Raw genomic sequence first — 26,577 nt, forward strand, 5'->3', positions numbered from 1 at the left:
TCACTTTAGAAAATCTCAATCGTGATCGTATGCACAAAACGCTAACCTCCACGCCTTCATCCCGGAGGTTTTATGCTGCTTCACATTCTCTATCTTATCGGCATCACCGCTGAAGCCATGACCGGCGCACTCGCCGCCGGACGTCGCCGTATGGACACCTTCGGCGTGATAATTATTGCCACCGCGACCGCACTGGGCGGCGGTTCCGTGCGCGATATCCTGTTAGGCCACTATCCGCTCGGCTGGGTTAAAAACCCTGAATACGTCATTATCGTGGCCACTGCTGCCGTATTAACCACCATTCTGGCACCCGTTATGCCTCACCTGCGCCGTCTGTTTCTCGTGCTTGATGCGCTTGGGCTTATCGTTTTTTCAATCATCGGCGCACAGATCGCACTCGATATGGGTGAAGGCCCGGTTATCGCGACCATTGCGGCGGTAATAACCGGGGTATTTGGCGGCGTGCTGCGCGATATGTTCTGCAAACGCATTCCGCTGGTCTTTCAGAAAGAGCTGTATGCCGGTATCTCATTTGCCGCAGCAGTGCTTTATGTTGCCCTTCAGCATTATGTGTCTAACCATGATGTGGTGGTCATCGCCACGCTGCTGTTTGGTTTTACCACACGTATGCTCGCGCTGCGTCTGAAGCTAGGACTCCCCGTGTTCCACTACAAGCACAACGCACACTAAAACCCGCTGATGTGCTGGTCGGCAAGCCACTTTGCCAGTGCATCAACCTGCGGCGAGTGCATCCAGCGGATGATTTGCCGCGCCTTCTCCTCTCCTGTTCCCGGTAAGGCTTGCCAGTCAGCGGCACTGCGCTGGTTCATTGCTTGCCACGACGTCACGCCGGCAGCATCCAGCGTTGTTTTGCTTAGCGGCACGCCCATCGCCACGATCCAGCGAATAAAGGGCTGCTTACGCACCAAATTAAACTGATGCCACAGTGCCAGCCCACGAGTGGTGGACACTCCCGGCGTGGCCTGGAGTTGCTCTTGCGTTAAGCCCAGCCACGAAAAGATATGTTCAAATTGACGTGCTTGCCAGAGAGTGCGCCATCCGGACTCGCCTAATCCGTCAATATTCAGCCCCTGCTTTGAACCGATCCACGTTAAACGGGCAAAGAATTGCTCCATACATTCCGGCGAGGCATAAAAACAGCTCAGTGCATGATATTGCGAGGCCGGTGGTTGCGGCTTGTGTCTGTCTGCTCCGCGCCAGACCACCTTATCGAGCCGGGGAATACCCTGCCCCGCAAGGCTCACCAGTACCTGATCCCCCGGTGCGATATCCAGGTTTTGCCAGCGCCCAACCGACCCCAGGCTAACCCGTTGAACATGCTTATCATCCAGTTGAACGGGTTCAAGTAACGCAATAACAGAGACCTTGCCCGTTCGCCCCACGGTAAAATGAACATCTCTCACCTCCGCGATTTTTGCGACGGGCGTGTATTTCCACGCAACCACCCAGTCACCTTCACCAGGGAGCCAGCTTTCACCGGGCGGGACGTCCGCTGCACGCACCACAATGCCGTCCGTGGCAAAGGGTAATTCCGCGCTTTCCCATGACGTACGCTGTTTCTCTACACTTTCAACAGACTCTGCGGCTAACGTATAAGGGGCCGTAAGCGTGAATCCGGCATGTGATAGCGCTGACAACGTATTCGGCATATCTTTCGGTCCGTCCGGCCAAGACCAGATAAACACACCTATCTGACTCAAAAGCGTGTTGTCCGTTTGCCGCATCAATGCGCCCGCCACTTTTGCACGCGCATTCATTCCGCCCATTTGTCGCTGTATGTGTTTTTCACGCAGCCAGAAAAGCTCGCCCTGTAACACGCTGTTTGCGAGCGCACCGGTCACATTTTGCGGTACCGAGGGTATAGAACGGACCTTCGCTGTCCAGTCTTCGCCTTTTAGCCCATCGCCGCGGCTAATGGCCTGGGCGAGCTTTCCGTCCCGGTACACCAGCGTCACCGCCACGCCGTCCACTTTTGGTTGCATCCAGAGATTGCGGCGGGCATGCATCCACTGGCGAATCTCCTGCTTGCTGGATACTTTGTGAACCCCCGTATGCGCTACTGGGTGGTTAACACGCCCCACAAGAACGGGAAGTTTGTCAGAGGAAAGATCGCCGCCAAAGCAGTGCTGCCACTGCGTCAACCGGCCGTTGAGTTGGTCATAAACGTCGTCATTAACTTCACTTACCCCCAGCTTCCAATAAGCGTCATCCCAGCGTTTAATTTGTGCACTTAATGCCGCAATCTCTTTTTCAGCTTTTGCCTGCGACCATACCGGACACACCGCCACGCTATATCCGCACCACAACAGCATTACCCCGCTAATCCATCGCCACATCGAAATCCCTCCTTTGCATTGCCAGAGGTATAACGCGGCGACTGGAACAACGCTAACGGCAATCTTTGACTCTGCGAGACCCTATCCAGCGTTTATTTTTATTGCTGCAAAGCGCATGTAAAACTTGAAAACGGCACGCAAAATTTAATTATCCAGGGGAAAAAGTGTGACAAAGGCTACGTCACGGTGCGGCGACGTGTATAATAAGCCCGTATGTAGGACTTCTTCGCTAACACATACAAAAGACTCTCATGGCTCAAGGCACGCTTTATATTGTTTCTGCCCCTAGTGGCGCGGGTAAATCCAGCCTTATTCAGGCACTGTTAAAAACCCAACCGTTGTACGACACACAGGTTTCTGTTTCTCACACCACGCGAGCACCGCGTCCGGGTGAGGTGCACGGTGAACACTATTTCTTTGTGAATCACGACGAATTCAGAGCGATGATTGGCAGAGACGCGTTTCTTGAACACGCAGAAGTTTTCGGTAACTACTACGGAACCTCGCGCGAAACCATTGAGCAGATTCTGGCGACCGGTGTAAATGTGTTCCTGGATATCGACTGGCAGGGCGCTGCGCAGATTCGTAAGAAAATGCCTGATTCGCGCAGTATCTTTATTTTACCGCCGTCGAAAGATGAGTTGGATCGCCGCCTGCGTGGCCGCGGTCAGGACAGCGAAGAGGTGATTGCAAAGCGTATGGAGCAGGCAGTTGCAGAAATGAGCCATTACGCTGAATATGATTACCTTATTGTGAATGATGATTTTGATGCCGCGCTGAGCGATCTCAAAACCATTCTTCGTGCAGAACGTCTGCGTATGAGCCGCCAGAAGCAGCGACATGACGCATTAATCACCAAACTGTTGGCAGACTGAACCCACATTCAGTATCATGCCCAGTCATTTCTTCACCTGTGGAGCATTTTAAGTATGGCACGCGTAACTGTTCAGGACGCTGTAGAGAAAATTGGTAACCGTTTTGACCTGGTGCTGGTCGCCGCGCGTCGCGCTCGTCAGATGCAGGTAGGCGGCAAAGATCCGCTGGTACCGGAAGAAAACGATAAAACCACCGTTATTGCACTTCGCGAAATCGAAGAAGGTCTGATCAACAACCAGATCCTCGACGTACGTGAGCGCCAGGAGCAGCAAGAGCAGGAAGCCGCAGAACTGCAGGCCGTAACCGCCATTGCTGAAGGTCGTCGTTAATTAAACCTGCGGGTCGCCCTTGTATCTGTTTGAAAGCCTGAATCAACTGATTCAAACCTACCTGCCTGAAGACCAGATTAAACGTCTTCGGCAGGCGTATCTCGTTGCACGTGACGCTCACGAGGGCCAGACACGTTCAAGCGGTGAACCCTACATCACGCACCCGGTAGCGGTAGCCTGTATCCTGGCCGAGATGAAACTCGACCATGAAACGCTTATGGCCGCCCTGCTGCATGACGTGATTGAAGATACCCCTGCCACTTACCAGGACATGGAACAGCTGTTCGGCAAAAGCGTTGCCGAACTGGTGGAAGGGGTGTCTAAGCTCGATAAGCTTAATTTCCGCGATAAGAAAGAGGCGCAAGCCGAAAACTTCCGCAAGATGATTATGGCGATGGTGCAGGATATCCGCGTCATTCTCATCAAACTCGCTGACCGTACCCACAATATGCGTACGCTGGGCTCACTCCGCCCAGACAAACGTCGCCGAATTGCCCGTGAAACCCTCGAAATCTACAGTCCGCTGGCGCACCGTTTAGGTATTCATCACATTAAAACCGAGCTTGAAGAGCTGGGTTTTGAAGCGTTATACCCTAACCGCTATCGCGTGATCAAAGAGGTGGTGAAAGCCGCACGCGGTAACCGTAAAGAGATGATTCAAAAGATCCTCTCGGAAATTGAAGGGCGTTTGCAGGAAGCGGGCATTCCATGCCGCGTCAGCGGTCGCGAAAAACATCTTTACTCCATCTACTGCAAAATGGTGCTCAAAGAGCAGCGTTTTCATTCGATCATGGACATCTACGCGTTCCGCGTAATTGTCCACGACTCTGACACGTGCTATCGCGTGCTCGGGCAGATGCATAGCCTGTATAAACCGCGTCCGGGTCGCATGAAGGATTACATCGCCATTCCAAAAGCGAACGGCTATCAATCTTTGCATACCTCGATGATCGGACCACACGGCGTGCCTGTTGAAGTGCAAATCCGTACCGAAGACATGGATCAGATGGCAGAGATGGGTGTTGCCGCACACTGGGCTTATAAAGAGCACGGTGGCGAAAGCAGCACTACGGCGCAAATCCGCGCCCAGCGCTGGATGCAGAGTCTGCTGGAGCTGCAGCAGAGCGCAGGTAGCTCGTTTGAATTTATCGAGAGCGTAAAATCCGATCTCTTCCCAGATGAGATTTACGTTTTCACACCAGAAGGGCGCATTGTCGAACTGCCTGCTGGTGCAACACCGGTCGACTTCGCTTACGCCGTGCATACCGATATCGGTCACGCCTGCGTGGGCGCGCGCGTCGACAGACAGCCTTATCCGCTGTCTCAGCCGCTTTCCAGCGGCCAGACGGTGGAAATCATTACCGCGCCAGGCGCACGTCCGAACGCGGCTTGGCTGAATTTTGTCGTGAGTTCTAAAGCGCGCGCCAAAATCCGTCAGTTACTGAAAAATCTTAAGCGCGATGACTCCGTCAGCCTTGGGCGTCGTCTGCTCAACCACGCTTTGGGCGGTAGCCGCAAGCTGGCCGAAATCCCACCAGAGAACATCCAGCACGAGCTGGAGCGCATGAAGCTCGCCTCGCTTGACGATCTGCTGGCAGAGATCGGCCTAGGCAATGCCATGAGCGTTGTAGTGGCGAAGAATCTACAGCAGGCTGATGCCTCTGCACAGCCCGCAACGCAAGGTCATGGTCATCTGCCGATCAAAGGCGCGGACGGCGTGCTGATCACCTTCGCAAAATGTTGCCGTCCAATTCCGGGCGACCCGATTATTGCGCACGTCAGCCCAGGCAAAGGGTTGGTCATCCATCACGAATCCTGTCGTAACATCCGCGGCTATCAGAAAGAGGCGGAGAAGTTCATGGCGGTTGAGTGGGATAAAGAGACAGCGCAGGAATTTATCACCGAAATCAAGGTGGATATGTTCAATCACCAGGGTGCCCTGGCGAATCTGACGGCAGCGATCAACACGGCTTCTTCCAATATTCAAAGCCTGAATACAGAAGAAAAAGATGGCCGCGTCTACAGCGCCTTTATTCGCCTGACTGCTCGTGACCGCGTGCATCTGGCGAACATTATGCGCAAGATCCGCGTAATGCCGGACGTCATCAAAGTCACCCGTAACCGAAACTAGTTTTATGAATTCACAACGTTATGCACGGATCTGCGAAATGCTCGCCAGGCGTCAGCCTGATCTGACGGTTTGCATGGAGCAGGTCCATAAACCTCATAACGTTTCTGCTATTGTTCGTACTGCAGATGCCGTCGGCGTGCATGAAGTGCACGCCGTCTGGCCTGGCCCCCGCATGCGTAACCTGGTTTCGGCTGCCGCAGGCAGTAACAGCTGGGTATCCGTAAAAAACCACCAGACGATTAGCGATGCCGTATCGCACCTGAAAGGGCGTGGTATGCAGATCCTTGCCACTAACCTGTCCGATAAGGCCGTTGATTTCCGCGAGATCGACTACACCCGTCCGACCTGCATTTTGATGGGCCAGGAAAAAACCGGGATCTCTCAGGAAGCGCTGGATCTGGCGGATCAGGACATCATTATCCCGATGATCGGCATGGTGCAGTCCCTGAACGTTTCCGTGGCTTCCGCGCTCATTCTGTACGAAGCACAGCGCCAGCGTCAAAACGCCAGCATGTATAAGCGCAGTAACAGCATGCTGCCGGAAGACGAACAGCAGCGCCTGTTGTTTGAAGGGGGTTATCCAGTTCTGGCTCGTGTCGCGAAGCAAAAACAATTGCCTTATCCCCACGTCAACGCGCAGGGCGAAATTGAAGCCGATGCCGAGTGGTGGTCTACCATGCAGTTCGCAGGATAACCGATGAAAGGCCGCCTGCTGGATGCCATTCCGCTCAATAGCCTGACGGGCGTGGGCGCGGCGCAAAGCAGCAAACTGGCAAAAATTGGCCTGCATACCGTGCAGGATCTGCTGCTTCACCTCCCCCTGCGTTACGAAGATCGTACTCAGCTTTATAAGATTGGCGATCTGCTTCCTGCTATTTACGCCACCGTTGAAGGCGAAGTGCTGAACTGTAATATCACCTTTGGCGGACGCCGGATGATGACCTGTCAGATCAGCGACGGCACCGGCATTCTCACCATGCGCTTTTTCAACTTCAACGCAGCGATGAAAAATAGCCTGGCGACGGGTCGCAGGGTGTTGGCCTATGGGGAAGCCAAACGCGGTAAATACGGGGCCGAGATGATCCACCCCGAGTACCGCGTACAGGGCGATTTGAGCATGCCGGAACTGCAGGAAACGCTCACCCCGGTTTACCCCACAACTGAAGGTATTAAGCAGGCGACACTACGCAAGCTTACCGATCAGGCGCTGGAACTGCTCGATACCTGCGCCATAACCGAACTGCTCCCACCGGAACTGGCGCAGGGGATGATGAGTCTGCCGGAAGCAATACGCACCCTCCATCGCCCGCCGCCATCCCTGCAGCTCAGTGATTTAGAAAGCGGCAAACACCCTGCCCAACAGCGTCTTATCCTTGAGGAATTACTGGCTCATAATCTGAGCATGCTGGCGCTTCGTGCGGGCGCGCAGCGTTTTCATGCCCAGCCCTTAAGCCCTCGTAATGAACTCAAAGATAAGCTGCTGGCCTCCCTGCCGTTTAAACCCACCGGTGCGCAGGCGCGCGTCACCGCCGAGATTGAACGCGATATGGCGCTTGATGTACCGATGATGCGTCTGGTGCAGGGTGACGTAGGTTCCGGTAAAACGTTGGTTGCCGCACTGGCTGCACTGCGCGCCATTGCCCACGGCAAGCAGGTGGCGCTGATGGCACCGACCGAACTGCTCGCTGAACAGCATGCCAATAACTTCCGCAGTTGGTTCGCCCCGCTCGGCGTTGAAGTAGGCTGGCTCGCCGGGAAGCAAAAGGGCAAAGCCCGTCTTGCGCAACAGGATGCTATCGCCAGCGGTCAGGTGCAGATGATTGTCGGTACACACGCTATCTTCCAGGAGCAGGTACAGTTTAACGGCCTCACGCTGGTGATTATCGACGAACAGCATCGCTTCGGTGTGCACCAGCGTCTGGCGCTGTGGGAAAAGGGGCAGCAACAGGGCTTCCACCCGCATCAGCTGATCATGACCGCCACGCCTATTCCGCGTACCCTGGCGATGACGGCCTACGCAGACCTGGATACATCAACTATCGATGAACTGCCGCCGGGCCGTACGCCGGTCACAACCGTGGCCATTCCGGATACCCGCCGCAGCGATATCATCGACCGCGTGCGCAACGCCTGTACTCATGAAGGCCGTCAGGCGTACTGGGTTTGCACCCTGATTGAAGAGTCGGAACTGCTTGAGGCGCAAGCCGCTGAAGCGACGTGGGAAGAACTTAAGCTTGCCCTGCCGGAACTGAACGTGGGGCTGGTACACGGGCGCATGAAACCCGCCGAGAAACAGGCGGTGATGCAGGCGTTCAAGCAGGGTGAGTTACATCTGCTGATTGCGACCACGGTCATTGAAGTCGGCGTGGATGTGCCGAATGCCAGCCTGATGATCATCGAAAACCCGGAACGTCTGGGTCTTGCCCAGCTCCACCAGCTGCGTGGGCGCGTCGGACGTGGCGCGGTGGCCTCTCACTGCGTACTGCTCTATAAAGCGCCGCTCTCAAAAACGGCGCAGATGCGTTTGCAGGTGTTGCGCGACAGCAACGACGGCTTCGTGATTGCGCAAAAAGACCTGGAGATACGTGGCCCGGGTGAGCTGCTGGGGACGCGTCAGACGGGTAACGCCGAATTTAAGGTTGCCGACTTACTGCGCGATCAGGCCATGATCCCCGAAGTTCAACGTCTGGCCCGACATATTCATGAACGCTACCCTGAGCAAGCGGCAGCGCTAATTGAACGCTGGATGCCGGAAACCGAGCGGTATTCCAACGCCTGACGGTTAGCCGAACATCGGCAGCATCAGGTACAGCTTGATCACAATTGCATTAACGATATCAATAAAGAACGCCCCGACCATCGGTACCACCAGAAACGCAATGTGCGATGGGCCGAAACGCTCGGTAATGGCTTGCATATTGGCGATGGCTGTAGGCGTTGCGCCCAGTCCAAATCCACAATGACCCGCCGCCAGAACCGCCGCATCGTAGTTTTTCCCCATCACCCGCCAGGTAACAAAGATGGCATAAAACGCCATAAACAGAGTTTGCACGGCCAGAATGGCGAAGATGGGCAGCGCCAGCGAGGCCAGCTCCCACAGCTTAAGGCTCATCAGCGCCATTGCCAGGAACAGCGATAGGCAGACATTGCCCATGACCGACACCGCCCGCTCAAAAACACGGTAGAAGCCGAGCATCGCCAGGCCGTTACTCAGCAAAACCCCGACAAAAAGCACGCAGACGAAGGTCGGTAATTCAAATGCCGTACCGGCCAGCCATTGCGCAATAAATTTGCCTGCGGTCAGGCAAATCGCGATTAATGCGATGGTTTCAATCAATACCAGCGAGGAAATAGTCCGTTCGGCATCCGGTTTTTCGAAGGTCGTTGGTGCCAGCGTGTCGTCGGGGATGCCTTCTGGCGTTGGCGAGTGTTTCACCAGATACCGCGCCACCGGCCCGCCGAGCAACCCTCCCAGAATCAGGCCAAAGGTGGCGCAGGCCATCGCCACCTCCATCGCATTCTCAAACCCGTACTGCTCGACAAACACTTCACCCCAGGCGGCTCCCGTGCCGTGGCCGCCGAGCAATGTCACGGAGCCTGCAAGCAAGCCCATGAGCGGATCCAAGCCCAGCAGGTACGCCATGCTGAGCCCAATCAGGTTTTGCATCAGCAGCAGCCCGATGACCACCACCAGGAAAAGGCCCAACACTTTACCGCCCGCCCGCAGGCTGGCCAGGTTCGCATTCAGGCCAATGGTCGCGAAGAACGCCAACATCAGCGGATCTCTGAGCGACATATCGAAACCAAACTCCAGATCCATACTTTTTTTCAACGCCCATAGCGCGATAGCCACCAGCAGCCCGCCCGCGACGGGTTCCGGAATTGTGTACCTCTTAAGTAACGGAATGCCGTGCACCAGCTTGCGCCCGAGCAGAAGCACCAGCGTTGCGGCAACAAGAGTGGATAAGGTATCGAGTTGGATCATAAGCAGTTCCTGTTATGCGCACGCAGCCTTTTCACGCGGCACTACGCGCTCTTATTGGAAATTGTAGGGGACTTTCTGACATCGACACGGGAAAAGCCATACCTCAAGGGTGGCTATTACATTAATTTTCGCTGGCAATCGTTTGCTTTTACCAGGTGGTCAGATAAAATGCCCGCTTTTCCACCGTGGGATTGCCGCCGATGTCCGTTAACACCATAGAGTCTCCCGATGCGCAACCGATTGCGCAGAAGCAAAATAGCGAATTGATTTACCGCCTTGAAGACCGTCCACCGCTGCCGCAGACGCTGTTCGCCGCCTGTCAGCATCTCCTGGCGATGTTTGTTGCGGTGATCACCCCGGCGCTGCTGATCTGTCAGGCGCTCGGTTTACCCGCTCAGGACACTCAACACATCATCAGCATGTCGCTTTTTGCCTCCGGCGTAGCCTCTATTATTCAAATTAAAGCCTGGGGTCCGGTGGGGTCAGGACTGCTGTCGATCCAGGGCACCAGCTTTAACTTTGTCGCCCCGCTGATTATGGGTGGCACGGCGCTGAAAACCGGCGGAGCGGACGTTCCGACGATGATGGCAGCACTGTTCGGCACATTGATGCTGGCAAGCTGTACGGAGATGGTGATCTCTCGCGTACTGCACCTGGCACGTCGCGTGATCACCCCGCTGGTATCCGGTGTCGTCGTGATGATTATCGGCCTGTCGCTGATCCAGGTCGGCCTGACCTCCATCGGCGGGGGTTATGCGGCAATGAGTGACCACACCTTCGGCGCACCTAAGAACCTGCTGCTGGCCGGAGTGGTACTGGCTATTATCATTCTGCTTAACCGCCAGCGTAACCCGTACCTGCGCGTAGCATCGCTGGTGATCGCCATGGCGGCCGGTTATCTGATGGCGTGGGCGCTGGACATGTTGCCGCAGAACACGGCACCTACTAATGCCGCGCTGATCACCATCCCGACCCCGCTCTATTACGGTTTGGGGATTGACTGGGGTCTGCTGCTGCCGTTGATGCTGGTCTTTATGATTACCTCCCTGGAAACCATCGGTGATATCACCGCCACGTCCGACGTCTCTGAACAGCCGGTTTCCGGGCCGCTGTACATGAAACGCCTGAAAGGCGGCGTGCTGGCAAACGGTCTTAACTCGTTTGTCTCTGCGGTATTCAACACCTTCCCGAACTCCTGCTTCGGGCAGAACAACGGGGTGATCCAGTTGACCGGCGTTGCAAGCCGCTACGTCGGCTTTGTGGTCGCGCTGATGCTCATTGTTCTTGGCTTGTTCCCGGCAGTAAGCGGCTTTGTGCAGCACATTCCCGAGCCGGTACTGGGCGGCGCAACGCTGGTGATGTTCGGCACCATCGCCGCATCCGGCGTGCGTATCGTTTCCCGCGAGCCGCTGAACCGTCGCGCCATTATGATTATTGCGCTGTCGCTGGCCGTCGGTCTGGGCGTTTCTCAGCAGCCATTGATCCTGCAGTTTGCGCCGGACTGGGTGAAAAACTTGCTCTCTTCCGGCATTGCGGCAGGTGGTATCACCGCTATCGTACTGAACCTCGTTTTCCCGCCTGAAAAAAATTGATCCCCATCACGGCAGGCAGTCAACGCCTGCCGTGACATCTCTTTACACCATTCCCGCCTTGAGGATTGCGCATAAATCGTGCATAACTCCTCTATGTGCGTTTCACGGGATGGAAGACCATGAAATTTATTGGAAAGCTGCTCATCTATTTACTGGTAGCCGTGCTCGTTGTGGTGCTGGCATTCTATATTCTGCTCCAGACCCGCTGGGGCGCGTCCCAGGTCAGCAGTTGGGTAACGGTGAATACCGATTACGAACTCAACTTCGACCTGATGGATCACCGTTTTTCGTCGCCTTCCCACATCATCCTGGAAAACGTCACCTTTGGCCGTGACGGCAAGCCCGCTACGCTGGTTGCTAAAAAAGTCGATATTGGTTTAAGCAGTCGTCAGGTCACCGATCCTCTCCATATGGACACCATCACCCTGTTCGATGGCACGCTAAATCTTTCTCCGCAGACCGCGCCGCTGCCGTTCCAGGCCGACCGTTTGCAATTGAATAATATGGCTTTTAACAGCCCGAACACTGAATGGGATCTGAGCGCGCAAAAAGTGACAGGCGGCGTCAGCCCGTGGCAGCCAGAAGCAGGTAACGTCTTGGGCAAAAATGCGCAGATTCAAATGAGTGCGGGTTCGCTCACCCTCAACGGGGTACCAGCCAGTAACGTACTGATTCAGGGCCAGCTCAACGGCAAAGAAGTGGTATTGAACACCATCGGCGCTGACATGGCGCGCGGCTCGCTTACGGGATCCGCTTTGCGCAATGCCGACGGCAGCTGGGTTATAGACACCCTGCGGCTGAATGAGATCCGCCTGCAGAGCGATAAATCGCTGATGGATTTCTTCACCCCCATGAGTACCGTGCCTTCCCTGCAGATTGGACGGCTGGAGGTCACCGACGCTCGCCTTCAGGGGCCGGACTGGGCGGTGACCGATCTCGACCTCAGCCTGCGCAACCTGACGCTGAGCAAAGGCGACTGGCAAAGCCAGGAGGGGCGTTTATCGATGAATGCCAGCGAATTTATCTATGGTTCACTGCATCTGTACGACCCGATCCTGAATGCAGAATTCTCTCCAAACGGTATTGCCCTGCGCCAGTTTACCTCTCGCTGGGAAGGCGGCATGGTGCGCACCTCAGGCAACTGGCTGCGCGACGGTAAGGCGCTGGTACTGGACGATGCCGCTATCGCGGGTCTGGAATACACCCTACCTGAAAACTGGAAAACGCTGTGGATGGATCGACTTCCTGAATGGCTGAACAGCCTGACGCTGAAAAAATTCGGCCTTAGCCGTAACCTGGTGATTGATATCGATCCGTCGTTCCCGTGGCAGATCACCTCGCTTGATGGATACGGTGCCAATCTGCAAATGGTAAAAGACCATCAGTGGGGCGTGTGGGGCGGTAACGCCACGCTCAACGGCGCGGCTGCTACCTTCAACCGTGTCGACGTGCGTCGCCCGTCGCTGGCGCTGAATGCCAACGCCGCCACGGTCAACATTACCGAGCTGAGTGCCTTTACTGAAAAAGGGATCCTGGAGGCCACCGCAACGGTTTCGCAACTTCCGCAGCGGCAAACTACCGTCAGCCTTAACGGGCGCGGTGTGCCACTAAACGTGGTTCAGCATTGGGGCTGGCCAGAGCTACCGATTACGGGTGACGGTAACGTGCAGATCACTGCCAGCGGCAGCGTGCAGTCCAAAGCCCCGCTGAAGCCCACGGTAAACGGCAAGCTGAATGCGGTAAATATGGATAAACAGCAGATACAGCAGACGATGGTGGCGGGAGCGGTATCGACTCAACCCTCTCCCTAAAAGGGAGAGGGTTTAAGTTAAGGGGATTCAGAGGTAAACGATCGCCTCATTCCCCTCTGCTTTCACTACCACGCCCCACTCGCTACCGGCTTGTGAACCGCCTTTCACGCTGCTCACCTTCTGCACGTTGCGCAAGCAAACCGACCAGTTCCGCGCCTCGCCTGTGCCCTTAAGAGTCACCATGTCGCCGCTACGTGTGGCTTTCAGCGTAAACGCCACCGAACCATCCGCTGCTGGAACGTCACTCACCGCCGTTGCGCCATCGCTCAGGTTAAACAGCTGGAAAGCCGTCCCGTCGTTCCACGCGTAATCCGGTTTCTGATTGTTGTTGCCCAACGCCAGCAGGGTGTTGTCGCGCACATACACCGGCAGGCTCTGGAAATCATGCTGCTGTTTATGCCAGCGGCTGCCCAGGATTTCGTCGTTGAGCCACAGATGCGTCCAGCGACCTTCCGGCAGATAAAACTGCACATCTCCCGCCTCGGAGAACACGGGCGCCACCATCACCGAATCTCCGAGCATATACTGCCGGTCGAGGTAATCGCAGGCGGGATCGTCCGGGAACTCCAGCATCATCGCACGCAGCATCGGGGTACCACACTCACGAGCCAGCGCCGCCTGACGGTACAGATACGGCATCATCTGGCACTTCAACTGAGTGAAATGGCGCACCACGTCGCAGGACTCATCATCGTACGCCCATGGCACACGATAGGACTTGCTGCCGTGCAGGCGGCTGTGGCTGGAGAACAGCCCGAACGCGCACCAGCGTTTGTAGACGTGTGCCGGCGCCGTGTTTTCGAATCCACCGATATCGTGGCTCCAGAAACCAAAGCCGGAGAGACCAATCGACAGCCCGCCGCGCAGGCTTTCCGCCATCGATTCATAGTTGGCGTAGCAGTCGCCGCCCCAGTGTACCGGGAACTTCTGCGCACCAACGGACGCGGAACGGGCAAACAGCACCGCCTCGTCCTCACCCACCGTCTCTTTCAGCACGTTCCACACCAGTTCGTTGTAGATGTAGGCGTAATAGTTGTGCATTTTTTGCGGATCAGAGCCATCGAACCACTGGACGTCAGTCGGGATACGCTCGCCGAAATCAGTCTTGAAGCAATCGACCCCCATATCCACCAGGCCTTTCAGCTTTTCGGCGTACCACTGACATGCTTCCGGGTTAGTGAAATCATAAATCGCCAGACCGGGCTGCCATTTATCCCACTGCCACAAAGAACCGTCCGGACGCTTGAGCAGGTAGCCCTTCTCTTTCAGCGCCTGGAATATCGGCGATTTCTGGCCGATGTACGGGTTGATCCACACGCAGACCTTCAGTCCTTTCTCTTTCAGGCGGCGGATCATTCCCTCTGGATCCGGGAAGGTCGCCGGGTCCCACTCAAAATCACACCATTGGAAGGCCTTCATCCAGAAGCAGTCAAAATGGAACACGTGCAGCGGCAGGTCGCGCTCGGCCATGCCGTCGATAAAGCTGTTCACCGTGGCTTCGTCGTAGTTGGTGGTAAACGAGGTGGTTAGCCACAGGCCAAACGACCACGCAGGCGGCAGCGCCGCACGCCCGGTGAACTGCGTATAGCGGTTCAGCACCTCTTTCGGCGTAGGGCCGTCGATCACAAAGTACTCCAGGTACTCGCCCTCCACGCTGAACTGCACTTTGGAGACTTTCTCAGAGCCAATTTCAAACGATACGTTTTCCGGGTGATTCACCAGCACACCGTAGCCGCGGTTCGTCAGGTAGAACGGGATATTTTTGTACGACTGCTCGGTGCTGGTGCCGCCGTCACGGTTCCAGGTGTCGACCGTCTGCCCGTTACGCACCAGCGCGGTAAAGCGCTCGCCCAGGCCATAGACCGTTTCACCCACCCCCAGATCCAGGCGCTCAAAGACGTAATTACGGTCGTTAGCGTCGTCCTGTACGTAACCGTTGTTTTTCAGCTGACTGCCGGTAATGCGCTGGCCGTCACGCAGGAAATCCAGCGCCCAGAATTCGCCTTTGGAGACCCGCACGCTGACGTTACCGCTTTTTAGCTCGACATACGCCGCGTTGTTTTCAATCTCTACCTTTACGTCTTTCTGCACGTTCAGCGGAAAGTGCGGGCCATTGTTCAGCGCGCCCTGGAAGTGTTCAATACGTACCCCAACAATGCCTTCCTGCGGTGCAAACAGGCGAACCGTAAACATCAGGCTGTCAAGCTGCCAGGCGCGTTCGCGCACGTCGCGTGGCGCCACGTAAACCACCAGGTCGTTGCCCTGCTGTTCCACATCAAATACCTGGACCGGATAGGTCACGTTCAGGCCAGGTTGAATAAGCCAGTTTCCGTCACTGATTTTCATACTTTCGTCCTCTTAGTTCTGTCATTCTTTGCTGACCTGCAGGGTTTCAAACGCCTGCTGGTTGCGGCGCGCGCCCTGCGCCAGTTCGCCCATGATTTTGGTCAGGAAGGGGGTTTTCAGCGTGTAGTAGCGTTTGGCGATAATGGCGCTCAGCACGTAGCAGACCGCCGGCGCCAGGGTAAACAGGCCGATAATAATGCTGAGGGTGGCGCTGTTTTGGGTTTTGGCTGCGGCGTCATAGCCACCACCTGCCAGCATCCAGCCAATCATCGCGCCACCGAGTGCAAGGCCCAGCTTCAGCACAAACAGCGTGCCCGCAAAGCTGATGCCGGTAAGGCGTTTGCCGTTGGTCCACTCGCCATAGTCGACGGTATCGGACATCATCACCCACTGGATTGGCGTCACCAGCTGATGCAGCACGCCAATAACAAAGATGAAGGTGAACATGATGACGGTGGCATGCATCGGCACGAAGAACATCGCTGCGCTCACCACCGCCAGCGCGGCGTTGGTCCACCAAAAGATGCTGACTTTGCATTTCCAGTCGGTGAGCGGTTTTGCCAGCGCCGAGCCAATCAGGTTACCGACGCAGTAGGTCGTGAGGAACGCGACGAAAATTTCCGGCGAGCCGATGATCCAGGTGCAGTAGTACATCATTGCCCCACCGCGCACGCAGACGGCGAGGATGTTGAGAATGGTGAGCACGCCGACGATTCGCCACTGGTCGTTGTGCCAGATGTCGCGCAGATCTTCACGCATAGAGGTGGTGCTCGGCGGGACCTGGATGCGTTCTTTGGTGGTGAAGAAGCAGAACGCCAGCATCAGAAATGCGACCACCGACAGCACGGCAATCCCGCCCTGAAAACCAAACGCTTTATCCTCGCCACCAATCAGGTTTACCAGCGGCATCATCAGCACCGTGGAGAGCATGCCGCCCGCCGTTGCGAGCACAAAGCGCCACGACTGCAGAGAGATGCGCTGCGTCGGGTCATTGGTGATCACGCCGCCCAGCGCGCAGTAAGGGATATTCACGACCGTATAGAGCAGGGTCAGCAGCGTATAGGTCACGGCGGCATAAATCAGCTTGCCATTATGGCTGAGGTCCGGCGTGGTGTACGCCAGCACGCAAACGATGCCAAACGGGATAGCGCCAAAAATAATCCACGGGCGGAATTTACCCCAGCGGCTGCGGGTGCGGTCGGCAAGCAAGCCCATACACGGATCGGAAATGGCATCCAGCGCACGCGCCAGCAAGAACATCGTTCCGACAAACCCGGCGGGAATGCCGAAGATATCGGTATAGAAGAACATCATGTACAACATGACGTTATCGAAAATGATGTGGCTGGCGGCGTCACCCATGCCGTAGCCAATCTTCTCTTTAACAGACAATACTTCGCTCATCTTTTGTATCCTTCACGCTGTAGGGGGCGCTGAGACCGGTTACCGTGTTTTTAAACCATTGTTTCAAGAGCGGGTATTGCGTTTTCTGGTTAGCAGATTACGTTTCTTCTTTTTTGTGATCGCGTTAAAAGTCGCTGAGCACGAAATGCTAACCTGAGGATTTTCTTAAGAATTAACTGAAAGGAGGGTGTACAGGTCAAATGAGGTGCGAAAAAAGTGTGTTGGGGTATGTGGTAAATGCCTGAAAGTAGCTATAATGCGCCCCGCCTCCATGTAGCAATGCAGGCGCGGAAGATCGTCATCTCCGGTGAGGTGGCTGGATTTCAAATCCAGTTGGGGGCGCCAGCGTTCCCGGGCAGGTTCGACTCCTGTGATCTTCCGCCAAAATTCCTCCGCCGCTATCCGAGAACGTATAAAAATCCTTTATTTTCAGTATACATAGTAAATCACTCATCCGTAAACGTCCGACAAGTTCTCCCTGAATCCGTGAAAAATATGTATAGTGATGTGTATAGATCTTTTATACACATTTTTGACTTATACACATGCCTCTCACAGACATTCAAATTAAACGAGCAAAGCCCCAAGACAAGCCCTACACATTGAACGATGGTCAAGGCCTGTCATTACTCATCAATCCAGACGGCTCAAAGGGCTGGCGCTTCCGCTTTCGTTTTGCCGGTAAAGCACGGCTAATGTCATTTGGCAGCTACGACCTTGTGAGCCTTGCAGAAGCACGTGAGAAACGCGATACAGCTCGTAAGCAGGTAGCAAACGGCATAGACCCAGTAGAAGAACGTAAAGCCCAAAAGCTGGCACAGCAACTCTCAACAGAGAATTCATTCGAAGCCATATGTCGAGAATGGCACACCAACAAAGCTGACCGCTGGACAGTGGCCTATCGCGAAGAAATCATTAAGACATTTGAACAAGATGTGTTCCCGTTCATTGGCAAACGCCCTATCAGTGAAATCAAACCGTTAGAACTGCTTGAAGTATTGAGACGAATAGAGAAGCGTGGAGCACTAGAGAAGACCAGAAAAGTGCGCCAAAGATGCGGCGAGGTCTATCGCTATGCAATCATAACTGGCCGCGCAGAATACAATCCTGCTCCTGATTTGGCTATTGCTTTGACCGTTCCGAAGCAAAAGCATCATCCATTTTTATCCGCTGAAGAGTTACCTCATTTTATTCGTGATCTTGAAGCGTATACCGGCAGCATCATCACTAAGAATGCGACAAAAATAGTTATGCTAACTGGTGTTCGAACACAAGAGATGCGCTTTGCTACGTGGGATAAAGTTGACCTTGAGAAAGGTATTTGGGAAATCCCAGCAGAAAGGATGAAAATGCGCAGGCCTCACATAGTGCCGCTTTCTACTCAGGTAATCGACCTTTTCAAGCAACTCAAGCCTATTACTGGTCACTACCCTTATATTTTTATTGGCAGGAACAACCGTAGTAAACCGATCTCAAAAGAAAGTGTGTCACAGGTAATTGAGTTACTTGGTTACAAAGGACGTGCTACCGGTCACGGTTTTAGACATACAATGTCGACAATTTTACATGAACAGGGGTTTGATAGTGCATGGATTGAAATGCAGTTAGCACATGCTGATAAAAACAGTATACGAGGCATTTATAATCATGCGCTATATTTTGAAAAACGCAGTGAAATGATGCAATGGTATGCTGACAACTTATATGCATATTATAAATTGCCAGCATGATAAATCATTTTGATTTGAGTATAAAATAGGATGGGTGGTTTTTAATCGCCGCCATTCTATTATTATAATCATAAACTGTTTTTCCTGCTTGCAAAGCTACTGCAAGAAAACTTGCTGGCATTGTAGTTAACCCAACCGCCAGCAACCCAAAATCAAAAGCTGAATTTAAAACAACATTCTTTTTCATATCTTTTATTGCCTTTTTAACTTCAGGCATACCTTCATCTATAATTTTCTCTTTAAGCTCTTGATGTAATCCTATTATCTCGTGTTCACTACTTGCAAATTGAATCCGTCTAGCTATATCTTTAAGGATTAACTTATAAGCATTAAAACTCTCACCATAGTCTTTTTTGACATTTGCGATATAATCAATTGAAAGATTATTCAATATTGGAGAATCAACTTCAACCATTTTTTGAATAACACTTGAACCGTCATTTAGATAAGGAAGTATTTTATTAATAAAAGGACATGTAGTTGTGAATGATGAATTTAGATAATAGGCAAATCCATAATCTATAGAAAAACTATTGTAATGCTGAGAAATTGTTCTGTGAATGGAGGATTTGACCCAGTTCTTGAAAATTTCTTCAGTCTCAGGAGGTGTGTCTTTTTTTATTTGAAATCTCAACAACCCGCTACTTTGATCATAATCAATAACCTCCATTGTAGAGTAGTTATAACAATTCACATAGTCACTAGTACAATCACTCAAATTAATAATAATAAAATCACTTATTTCTTGAGCGTCTAGTATTTTTATATGCCCTTCAGCAGATAGGCGCTTACAACTCCTATAACTTGCAGCATTTAAATATTCGCTGACAATAGCCGGATTGGATATCATTTCATGCAACTTTTCCTCATCAGCATCATTCAGAAGCATAGCTTGCTTTGTAACATAGTGATACGCACTCGATTTTCTCCCAACAATCTGTATAGAACCTATAGCAATAAGATCTTTGTTTTTTCTTATAAAATTTATAAAATTTGCCACCTGAGACTTTAACTTTGGAATGATGTTTGAATCCTTTTTCCAAAGCATATTACTCATCGTTTCATCGATATCCGTGCGTTTAGCTTGGTAATAGCACTCAATAATTTCATCATTAATTATTATATTATCAATGCTAAGAAGAGCCTTGTAATAAAAACTAGAATCATTTATATCCGTCATATATAAATTCAAAAAACCATCATCCTCCAGAAAATACTTAGCTTGAGCATCCACTTCTGAAGAATAACTGTAATACTCCTCTAACAACCTCACAAAATCTGAATCAGGAACATTCGAATATACCTGTGAGGAATCAATATCGTCATATAATTGACTTTGCAAAAGAAAATCTATTAAATTTTTATCCATATCTTCTCCAAATTCGTTTAAATACTACCTAAATTAGTTCAGAACAACCCCAAGCCCCCATTAGGTAATGCTCTAAACCTCCGACCATTAGAGGGTCATTACAGCATATTACGCTTTAGTCACGTCATCAGAAATCACATCGTCATAGAGATGCGGTTTATAACTCATCTCCAATAACTCAGTGACATTAAACTGCTAAAAACGATTAACATCTGAAGCGCGCAATGCTCTCCCCGCCACGCCTGCCCGCTTAAGAGGTCGCTTTTAATGCAGGAGCATGAACCGGCTCGGGCCGCGCCGGTATTGGCGTGGTGGGGGATAAAAAATACGGGGATTTGCATGCAAAACCATGCACCTTATGGATGCATGGCTTTTTTCAGGAAAAATAGCGGAATTTTCGGGGATTTTTTCGCGCGCTACCGTGCGACCAGTTCTGCACGTCGACGGGTGTAAATCAGGTTCTGTGCCGGGGTGAATTTCTGGCGATTATCATCCCGCGAGGCCGCATCAGGCCTGAATCCGATGGCCGTTAAAATATTGCTGTCCTGCGCGGAATAATTAATTTGTTCACCTGCGGCCAGCCACACCGACAGGGCTTCACGCAGATAATCAACCGAGTGCTGCATGGCGCTCTGTTTTACTGCGGGAAGCTGTTCGTTATACCCCATCAGCTCAGGTGCCAGCGTGGCGGCCAGCTCCGCGCCGTGCTGCTGCATAAAGTCATGGAGCCGGTTGCAGATGCTGATGTGCTGCACCTCCTCATGTGAGCGGATATAGCGACCGGCGGCCTGATTAATCTCCCATTTTTTCACGTCGATATTGTCGCGCAAATCCTGCATTCTGCGCGGGATTTGTTCGTCACCGGCAAGGAGCTGTTCACGGTATTCAAGTTCAAGGTCGGCCAGTTCGGCTTTACGTTTCAGCCAGGTGTTTTTGTTCGTCTGACAGGCCTCAAAGGCCTGCTGCAATGTCACAATGGTCACGTGTCTCTCTCCTGATTAATGCCGGAACGGCGAGCTGTAGCAGCCCTGTACTTTACGCGGCGGCGGTGGCGTCACCGGGGCGGGGTCGGGTTTCTCCGGTGCGGCACGTATCACACCGTCAACCGACTCGATGGTGCGGAAAGTGGCCGAACATTCGATATTGGTACACTGGTGATAACGCTGTTTGACGTTTTCCGACAGATAACGGCTGGTACGGACGTGCGCGGTCTTTTTGCAGAACGGACAGTGAAACATAATTCAGCCCTCTGCCTGTTCGTGGTCTTTTGCGGCCAGTTCAGCGGCAAGCTTCATCCTTCTGGCCGGGCTTCTTAACAGCGCCATATCAACCCCGGTTATGACCGGGCGATTCATGCCCGTTACGGACAGGACCGGCTCCTGCTCCATATCAAAATGATACAGGGCTGACTGCATATTCAGGGCATCACCCAACTCACGGGTCACGGTCGCACGCGGCGAGGTTTCTCCGCTCATTTCCAGCGACCGAATACGCAACAGAAAGGCACGTAACAGTGCGGGGCTGATACCGGCTAACGCCTTCTTCCACTCGCTGTTGGCGTAGGTAGTGAACGCTTTTTCATGGGCGCTGATATAAGCCGTACCGGAGGAGCATGCACCAAGCATGGCGAGGCTTTTGTCTTTCTCCAGCTCGGTAATCAGACCGGTGAACTCATCAGCCAGTTCGCGGCTGGCGATACGTTTACTGTGTTCAGCTTTCAGTTCAGGAGTGAGGTTGCCACGCAGAGTTCGAAAGCGGCTGCGCCAGTCCTGTTCGGCCTGTGCACTTTCACTGAGGGCGGTCTGTCGTTCCTGCTCACAACGCTGAATGGAAGCCTCAATGTCGCTGAGTTTACCCATGCTGGCCGTGTGTGCATCTTTTGCTTCGTTAAGTGCGACCAGCGCACCGGCAATGCGTTGTTCCGCGCCTTCATCCTGTTTACTGATAACGGTCTGCATGGCTTTGATAATGAGTTCGGGTTTCATGTTCAGGCTCTCCGTGTGTTCAACCTGAAATGATTCTGACGCCTCCTGCACAACAACACGATTCATTGCCGTTGTCAGAGTGCTGGCACAAACAGACCTTAAAATCAGGCTGGCCAGAGAAAGGTCGCAGGAAAACCTTACTCACCGTTTGTTTTTTTACTTATAACTATTCACCACTGTTCACCTTAAATAAAAAGATAATTAATACAGTAAGTTAAAGGGTGAACAGTTGAGGGTCTGACTGTTCACCGTCTGTTCACCACTGTTCACCCTCCTGTTTTGCTCTGGCTATAGCATTTAGACTTTATTTCGATTAAAAATGAAAAATATATAACTAAAAGAAATAGAAATTGCTGCATTGTAATGCAGTGATTTGCATATGTTTGCCAGCGTTTGCCTTTGTTTGCCAGAGCGAAAAGTCAATGTTTGTTTCCCCGAAAATCTCACATGACCTGAAGAAAAATATAGACATAATAAGGAGCTACCCGAAGCCGGACGGACACGACCGGCACTGTATGGACTTTGTGAGGTAGCCCGATGCACACTGCTTTTTCTTCCCCGTCTTCTGCCCCTGCCGCGCCGCAGATGCCGGTTTCTGATACCGTTCACGAGCGCTTTATCCGTCTGCCCGAAGTGATGCATCTGTGCGGCCTGTCCCGCTCGACCATTTACGACCTCATCAGCCGGGAAGCCTTCCCGAAACAAATCTCCCTCGGCGGAAAAAATGTGGCGTGGGCGCAGTCTGAAATCACTGCATGGATGGCGGATCGCATTGCCGAACGTAACCGGGGCTATGACGCATGATGATGACCGTTCAGCAAACAGCCCCTTTTTCTGGCTTGCTTCTTTTCGCCGTTTCCAGGTATAGTTTTCCCGCTGCCGCAAAATCGGCAGCCGGGATTGGCGTCCCGTTTACAACATTGGCGACACCGGACGCGCCTTGCGTCTTTTTTTGTGTCTATGCCTCAGCGCATCCATTTTTGATCCAGAGATTTATCTGTCTATGGATCCTTCGTGTAATGGTGGCTCAGGCGGGGGCTTCTCACGAAGCGCCGGTTTCCAATGTTGCCGGTTACGCCAACCCCGTCTGGGCTACCACCAGTGAAATTGGCGTTTCCAGTGGTAGCAGTCACATGCAAACATTGGAGGTTGCCACTATGGCTACGACCCTCACCACGTCACACTCGCAGTTTGTCTTTGTATTTGCCGCTGTTCGTCGCGCAGACCGTAAACCCCGTATCTGTATGCTCCGCACCGTTGCCGGTAATGAACACGCTGCACGTCGTTCCCTCGTTCGCGATTACGTCCTCTCGTTCGCTGGCCGCCTGCCGGTTGCGGAGGTGCGCGCATGAGACACACCACCATTACTGCCCGTGACCTCGAATGTCTGGAGCATATGCGCAATGTCGGCCAGCTCGTCGGCGACCTGATGCAGGTGCAGGACTGCGCCACGGTTCGTCGTGACCCGGCGCAGCAGTTACAGCTCACCTCCGTGATTTACCTCATGACCGCCCAGCTCGACGGCGTGGTCGAACGCTGCAATCAGCAGTGGCTGACCGGGGAGGGTAACGTATGAAAAAGCCATTACCACCCGTATTACGCGCCGCGCTGTATCGTCGCGCCGTGGCCTGTGCATGGCTGACCCTGTGCGAACGCCAGCACCGCTACCCGCACCTCACCCTCGACGCGCTGGAAAGCGCCATTGCCGCCGAGCTGGAGGGCTTCTACCTGCGCCAGCACGGCGAGGAAAAAGGCCGCCAGATTGCCTGTGCACTGCTCGAAGATTTAATGGAAGCCGGACCACTCAAAGCCGCGCCGTCGCTGTCCTTTCTCGGGCTGGCCGTGATGGATGAGCTTTGCGCCCGTCATATCACGTCGCCGGTACTGCACTGAGGGAGAAAATAACGATGAAAATGAACGTAACAGAAACCGTAAAACAGGCGTGCGGCCACTGGCCGCGCATTCTCCCTGCGCTGGGTGTGAAGGTGATTAAAAACCGCCATCAGTCCTGCCCGGTATGCGGCGGCTCCGACCGCTTTCGCTTTGACGATAAAGAGGGGCGCGGGACGTGGTTCTGCAATCAGTGCGGCGCGGGTGACGGGCTTAAGCTGGTAGAAAAAGTGTTTGGCGTGACCCCGTCAGAGGCCGCCGGGAAGGTGAATGCCGTGACCGGCAACCTGCCGCCGGTTGCCCCGGAAGTGATTGCGGTCGCAGAGGCTGAAACGGAAGCCGACCGCAAAGCGGCGGCCACGCTGGCCGTCAGGCTCATGGAGAAAACCCGACCGGCCACCGGCAACGCCTATCTCACCCGCAAGGGTTTCCCCGTTCTGGAATGTCTGACGCTCACCGTCATGCATAAAACCGGCGGCGTGACGTTCCGCGCCGGGGATGTGGTTGTCCCGCTGTATGAGGATACCGGCGCACTGGTTAACCTTCAGCTTATTAATGCTGACGGTCTCAAACGCACCCTGAAGGGCGGTCAGGTTAAAGGGGCATGTCATGTCATCGAAGGGAAAAAACAGGCCGGAAAACGCCTGTGGATTGCAGAGGGTTATGCGACCGCACTCACCGTGCATCACCTGACCGGGGAAACCGTCATGGTGGCGCTGTCCTCCGTGAACCTCCTTTCTCTGGCTAGCCTTGCCCGTCAGAAACACCCGGCCTGTCAGATTGTCCTCGCCGCCGACCGTGACCTTAACGGCGACGGCCAGAGCAAGGCCACAGCGGCCGCAGATGCCAGTGAAGGCGTTATTGCCCTGCCGCCGGTGTTCGGTGACTGGAATGATGCGTTTATACAGTACGGCGAGGAAGCCACACGCAAAGCCATTTATGACGCCATCCGCCCACCGGCGCAAAGTCCGTTTGATACCATGAGCGAGGCAGAATTTACCGCCATGAGCGCCAGCGACAAGGCCTTGCGGGTGCATGAGCATTACGGCGAAGCGCTGGCGGTGGATGCGAACGGCCAGCTCCTGTCCCGCTATGAAAACGGCATCTGGAAAAATATCCCTGCCGCCACTTTTTCACGGAATGTGGCTGACTTATTCCAGCGTCTGCGCGCCCCGTTCTCGTCGGGGAAAATTGCTTCGGTGGTGGAGACCCTGAAACTGATTATTCCGCAGCAGGATACACCGGCGCGTCGTCTGATTGGCTTTCGCAACGGGGTACTCGATACCCAGAGCGGCCTGTTCAGCCCGCACAGTAAATCGCACTGGCTGCGCACGCTGTGCGACGTGGATTTTACCCCGCCGGTGGACGGGGAAACGCTGGAGACTCACGCGCCGAACTTCTGGCGCTGGCTCGACCGTGCGGCCGGTAAAAACCCACAAAAACGCGACGTGATACTGGCTGCGCTGTTTATGGTGCTGGCGAACCGTTATGACTGGCAGCTCTTTCTCGAAGTCACCGGTCCCGGCGGGAGCGGCAAAAGTATTCTGGCCGAAATCGCGACCCTGCTCGCCGGGGAAGATAACGCCACGTCAGCCGATATCGACACACTGGAAGACCCGCGCAAGCGTGCCTCCCTGATTGGCTTCTCGCTGATACGTCTGCCAGACCAGGAAAAATGGAGCGGTGACGGCGCAGGGCTTAAGGCCATCACCGGCGGCGATGCGGTCTCGGTTGACCCGAAATACCAGAATCCGTACTCAACACATATTCCGGCGGTGATTCTGGCCGTGAACAACAACCCGATGCGCTTCACCGACCGCAGCGGCGGCGTCTCCCGTCGCCGGGTGATTATTCATTTCCCGGAGCAGATTGCCCCGGAGGAACGCGACCCGCAGCTCAGGGATAAAATTGCGCGCGAGCTGGCCGTCATCGTGCGCCAGCTTATGCAGAAATTCAGCGACCCGATGACCGCCCGCGCACTGCTCCAGTCGCAGCAGAACTCCGACGAGGCACTCAGCATCAAGCGCGATGCTGACCCGACGTTTGATTTTTGCGGCTATCTGGAAATGCTGCCGCAGACCAACGGGATGTTTATGGGTAATGCCAGCATTGTCCCGCGTAATTACCGTAAATACCTCTATCATGCGTATCTGGCCTATATGGAGGCTAACGGGTACAGGAACGTGCTCAGCCTGAAAATGTTCGGGCTGGGGCTACCCATGATGCTGAAAGAGTACGGCCTGAATTATGAGAAGCGGCACACCAAGCAGGGGATACAAACCAACCTGTCGCTGAAAGAGGAAAGCTACGGCGACTGGCTGCCGAAGTGCGACGAACCCGCAGCAACATAACCTCACTCAGACCGGCAACAGCCGGTCTTTTCCTTTCTGGCCATTGCCACAAGGTGAACAATCCACTGTTCACCCTTCACCGTATATTCACCCTGTATCACTATGAAACTACTGATAAAAAATCAGAGGTGAACAGTGTGAACAGTAAAACCTGAAAAAAATTTTTACTCTCACTACAGCCTGACTGATCGTCTCCATAGCGAGCAGAAAATCATCAATAATGAAGAATCGACTGTTAACTCTGCGTCAATTCATTACCACTTAACTTAATGATATAAAATGGAAAACTATCGAAATGAATAGTCTGCAAAGTTAAATGCAAAAAATATATTCCAGTCAAATTTCGTTACGCACTCTCTCCAAAGAAGGAGATAAATACTTTATACGTCCACCATACTATGTTATTTTTTCTATACGGCTC

22 protein-coding genes and 1 tRNA gene are annotated in these 26,577 nt (G+C 53.5%); 15 read left to right on the top strand and 8 right to left on the bottom strand.

The genetic code is table 11. From position 1 onward, the window contains the following. Positions 1-72: 72 nt before the first annotated feature. The gene (locus V5P19_RS14345; protein ID WP_334404361.1) at positions 73-690 is read left to right on the top strand and encodes a trimeric intracellular cation channel family protein; all 618 of its coding nucleotides are present in this window, start codon (positions 73-75) and stop codon (positions 688-690) included. Here V5P19_RS14345 and ligB read toward each other — a convergent pair. Further along, positions 687-2,357: an NAD-dependent DNA ligase LigB gene (gene ligB / locus V5P19_RS14350; protein ID WP_334404363.1), complete on the bottom strand. Its 1,671-nt coding sequence runs from the start codon at positions 2,355-2,357 to the stop codon at positions 687-689. The two genes, V5P19_RS14345 and ligB, sit on opposite strands and share 4 nt — an antisense overlap. Before the next feature lie 251 nt (positions 2,358-2,608). Here ligB and gmk point away from each other — a divergent pair, with 251 nt between their 5' ends. From gmk to recG, 5 genes are read left to right on the top strand one after another with little or no spacing between them, the layout of a single operon-like run. Continuing rightward, the gene (gene gmk / locus V5P19_RS14355) at positions 2,609-3,232 is read left to right on the top strand and encodes a guanylate kinase (protein ID WP_334404365.1); all 624 of its coding nucleotides are present in this window, start codon (positions 2,609-2,611) and stop codon (positions 3,230-3,232) included. Between the two features lie 54 nt (positions 3,233-3,286). Then, complete coding sequence (rpoZ, locus tag V5P19_RS14360; RefSeq protein WP_000135058.1) at positions 3,287-3,562, top strand: DNA-directed RNA polymerase subunit omega; 276 nt, start codon at positions 3,287-3,289, stop codon at positions 3,560-3,562. Between the two features lie 19 nt (positions 3,563-3,581). Continuing rightward, positions 3,582-5,693 carry a bifunctional GTP diphosphokinase/guanosine-3',5'-bis pyrophosphate 3'-pyrophosphohydrolase gene (spoT, locus tag V5P19_RS14365; RefSeq protein ID WP_334404367.1) on the top strand — a complete coding sequence of 704 codons (2,112 nt, stop codon included), beginning with the start codon at positions 3,582-3,584 and terminating at the stop codon, positions 5,691-5,693. 4 nt (positions 5,694-5,697) lie between these two features. Then, positions 5,698-6,387, top strand: coding sequence for a tRNA (guanosine(18)-2'-O)-methyltransferase TrmH (gene trmH, locus V5P19_RS14370; protein ID WP_334404368.1), 690 nt, complete (start codon positions 5,698-5,700; stop codon positions 6,385-6,387). 3 nt (positions 6,388-6,390) lie between these two features. Next, complete coding sequence (gene recG / locus V5P19_RS14375) at positions 6,391-8,472, top strand: ATP-dependent DNA helicase RecG (protein ID WP_334404370.1); 2,082 nt, start codon at positions 6,391-6,393, stop codon at positions 8,470-8,472. Between the two features lie 3 nt (positions 8,473-8,475). Here the strand turns inward: recG and gltS are convergent, their stop codons facing one another. Beyond that, entirely contained in the window at positions 8,476-9,678 is a 1,203-nt protein-coding gene (gene gltS, locus V5P19_RS14380) for a sodium/glutamate symporter (protein ID WP_334404372.1), read from the bottom strand. Positions 9,679-9,878: 200 nt separating this feature from the next. On the opposite strand from gltS, the gene V5P19_RS14385 reads away from it, so the two are divergent. Then, on the top strand, positions 9,879-11,270 hold the full coding sequence (locus V5P19_RS14385; RefSeq protein ID WP_042714436.1) for an NCS2 family protein: 1,392 nt from the start codon (positions 9,879-9,881) through the stop codon (positions 11,268-11,270). Between the two features lie 119 nt (positions 11,271-11,389). Then, entirely contained in the window at positions 11,390-13,081 is a 1,692-nt protein-coding gene (locus V5P19_RS14390; protein WP_334404378.1) for an AsmA family protein, read from the top strand. Positions 13,082-13,108: 27 nt separating this feature from the next. Here the strand turns inward: V5P19_RS14390 and yicI are convergent, their stop codons facing one another. Both yicI and V5P19_RS14400 read right to left on the bottom strand, forming a co-directional pair. Beyond that, positions 13,109-15,427: an alpha-xylosidase gene (gene yicI, locus V5P19_RS14395; protein WP_334404380.1), complete on the bottom strand. Its 2,319-nt coding sequence runs from the start codon at positions 15,425-15,427 to the stop codon at positions 13,109-13,111. Positions 15,428-15,448: 21 nt separating this feature from the next. Beyond that, the gene (locus V5P19_RS14400; RefSeq protein ID WP_334404382.1) at positions 15,449-16,831 is read right to left on the bottom strand and encodes a glycoside-pentoside-hexuronide family transporter; all 1,383 of its coding nucleotides are present in this window, start codon (positions 16,829-16,831) and stop codon (positions 15,449-15,451) included. A 289-nt stretch (positions 16,832-17,120) separates the two neighbouring features. On the opposite strand from V5P19_RS14400, the gene V5P19_RS14405 reads away from it, so the two are divergent. Further along, positions 17,121-17,215, top strand: a tRNA-Sec gene (locus tag V5P19_RS14405). Positions 17,216-17,376: 161 nt separating this feature from the next. Then, positions 17,377-18,561, top strand: a complete 1,185-nt coding sequence (locus V5P19_RS14410; RefSeq protein WP_334404384.1) for an integrase arm-type DNA-binding domain-containing protein — start codon at positions 17,377-17,379, stop codon at positions 18,559-18,561. A 4-nt stretch (positions 18,562-18,565) separates the two neighbouring features. Here V5P19_RS14410 and V5P19_RS14415 read toward each other — a convergent pair whose 3' ends face one another. From V5P19_RS14415 to V5P19_RS14430, 4 genes are all read right to left on the bottom strand, one after another. After that, positions 18,566-19,930, bottom strand: coding sequence for a hypothetical protein (locus tag V5P19_RS14415; RefSeq protein ID WP_334404386.1), 1,365 nt, complete (start codon positions 19,928-19,930; stop codon positions 18,566-18,568). A gap of 416 nt (positions 19,931-20,346) precedes the next feature. After that, a complete protein-coding gene (locus V5P19_RS14420; protein WP_334404388.1) occupies positions 20,347-20,913 on the bottom strand; it encodes a phage polarity suppression protein in 567 nt (188 codons plus the stop codon). Between the two features lie 15 nt (positions 20,914-20,928). Next, positions 20,929-21,168, bottom strand: a complete 240-nt coding sequence (locus V5P19_RS14425) for an ogr/Delta-like zinc finger family protein (protein ID WP_000468230.1) — start codon at positions 21,166-21,168, stop codon at positions 20,929-20,931. 3 nt (positions 21,169-21,171) lie between these two features. Further along, positions 21,172-21,915: a capsid protein gene (locus tag V5P19_RS14430; RefSeq protein ID WP_334404391.1), complete on the bottom strand. Its 744-nt coding sequence runs from the start codon at positions 21,913-21,915 to the stop codon at positions 21,172-21,174. 537 nt (positions 21,916-22,452) lie between these two features. Between V5P19_RS14430 and V5P19_RS14435 the strand changes: the two genes are divergently transcribed. From V5P19_RS14435 to V5P19_RS14455, 5 genes are read left to right on the top strand one after another with little or no spacing between them, the layout of a single operon-like run. After that, positions 22,453-22,719, top strand: coding sequence for an AlpA family transcriptional regulator (locus V5P19_RS14435; protein WP_162882570.1), 267 nt, complete (start codon positions 22,453-22,455; stop codon positions 22,717-22,719). Beyond that, positions 22,716-23,267, top strand: coding sequence for a host cell division inhibitor Icd-like protein (locus V5P19_RS14440; RefSeq protein WP_334404394.1), 552 nt, complete (start codon positions 22,716-22,718; stop codon positions 23,265-23,267). The genes V5P19_RS14435 and V5P19_RS14440 overlap by 4 nt, the downstream gene beginning before the upstream one ends. Continuing rightward, complete coding sequence (locus V5P19_RS14445; protein ID WP_001216599.1) at positions 23,264-23,491, top strand: hypothetical protein; 228 nt, start codon at positions 23,264-23,266, stop codon at positions 23,489-23,491. Before V5P19_RS14440 ends, V5P19_RS14445 begins: the two co-directional genes overlap by 4 nt. Further along, positions 23,488-23,808: a DUF5375 domain-containing protein gene (locus tag V5P19_RS14450; RefSeq protein WP_000743146.1), complete on the top strand. Its 321-nt coding sequence runs from the start codon at positions 23,488-23,490 to the stop codon at positions 23,806-23,808. Before V5P19_RS14445 ends, V5P19_RS14450 begins: the two co-directional genes overlap by 4 nt. A gap of 14 nt (positions 23,809-23,822) precedes the next feature. Continuing rightward, positions 23,823-26,156: a primase-helicase zinc-binding domain-containing protein gene (locus tag V5P19_RS14455; RefSeq protein WP_334404397.1), complete on the top strand. Its 2,334-nt coding sequence runs from the start codon at positions 23,823-23,825 to the stop codon at positions 26,154-26,156. Positions 26,157-26,577 lie beyond the last annotated feature (421 nt).

The sequence above is a fragment of the Enterobacter sp. UNJFSC 003 genome, from assembly GCF_036903355.1.
Classification (GTDB): Bacteria; Pseudomonadota; Gammaproteobacteria; order Enterobacterales; family Enterobacteriaceae; genus Enterobacter.

Coding starts and splice junctions, on each gene's coding strand:
- gltS (WP_334404372.1), bottom strand. CDS start 9,678: ATGATCCAACTCGATACCTTATCCACTCTTGTTGCCGCAACGCTGGTG.
- rpoZ (WP_000135058.1), top strand. CDS start 3,287: ATGGCACGCGTAACTGTTCAGGACGCTGTAGAGAAAATTGGTAACCGT.
- yicI (WP_334404380.1), bottom strand. CDS start 15,427: ATGAAAATCAGTGACGGAAACTGGCTTATTCAACCTGGCCTGAACGTG.
- recG (WP_334404370.1), top strand. CDS start 6,391: ATGAAAGGCCGCCTGCTGGATGCCATTCCGCTCAATAGCCTGACGGGC.
- V5P19_RS14450 (WP_000743146.1), top strand. CDS start 23,488: ATGAAAAAGCCATTACCACCCGTATTACGCGCCGCGCTGTATCGTCGC.
- V5P19_RS14385 (WP_042714436.1), top strand. CDS start 9,879: ATGTCCGTTAACACCATAGAGTCTCCCGATGCGCAACCGATTGCGCAG.
- V5P19_RS14345 (WP_334404361.1), top strand. CDS start 73: ATGCTGCTTCACATTCTCTATCTTATCGGCATCACCGCTGAAGCCATG.
- V5P19_RS14430 (WP_334404391.1), bottom strand. CDS start 21,915: ATGAAACCCGAACTCATTATCAAAGCCATGCAGACCGTTATCAGTAAA.
- V5P19_RS14455 (WP_334404397.1), top strand. CDS start 23,823: ATGAAAATGAACGTAACAGAAACCGTAAAACAGGCGTGCGGCCACTGG.
- V5P19_RS14425 (WP_000468230.1), bottom strand. CDS start 21,168: ATGTTTCACTGTCCGTTCTGCAAAAAGACCGCGCACGTCCGTACCAGC.
- V5P19_RS14390 (WP_334404378.1), top strand. CDS start 11,390: ATGAAATTTATTGGAAAGCTGCTCATCTATTTACTGGTAGCCGTGCTC.
- V5P19_RS14410 (WP_334404384.1), top strand. CDS start 17,377: ATGCCTCTCACAGACATTCAAATTAAACGAGCAAAGCCCCAAGACAAG.
- ligB (WP_334404363.1), bottom strand. CDS start 2,357: ATGTGGCGATGGATTAGCGGGGTAATGCTGTTGTGGTGCGGATATAGC.
- gmk (WP_334404365.1), top strand. CDS start 2,609: ATGGCTCAAGGCACGCTTTATATTGTTTCTGCCCCTAGTGGCGCGGGT.
- trmH (WP_334404368.1), top strand. CDS start 5,698: ATGAATTCACAACGTTATGCACGGATCTGCGAAATGCTCGCCAGGCGT.
- V5P19_RS14440 (WP_334404394.1), top strand. CDS start 22,716: ATGATGATGACCGTTCAGCAAACAGCCCCTTTTTCTGGCTTGCTTCTT.
- V5P19_RS14415 (WP_334404386.1), bottom strand. CDS start 19,930: ATGGATAAAAATTTAATAGATTTTCTTTTGCAAAGTCAATTATATGAC.
- V5P19_RS14445 (WP_001216599.1), top strand. CDS start 23,264: ATGAGACACACCACCATTACTGCCCGTGACCTCGAATGTCTGGAGCAT.
- V5P19_RS14435 (WP_162882570.1), top strand. CDS start 22,453: ATGCACACTGCTTTTTCTTCCCCGTCTTCTGCCCCTGCCGCGCCGCAG.
- V5P19_RS14400 (WP_334404382.1), bottom strand. CDS start 16,831: ATGAGCGAAGTATTGTCTGTTAAAGAGAAGATTGGCTACGGCATGGGT.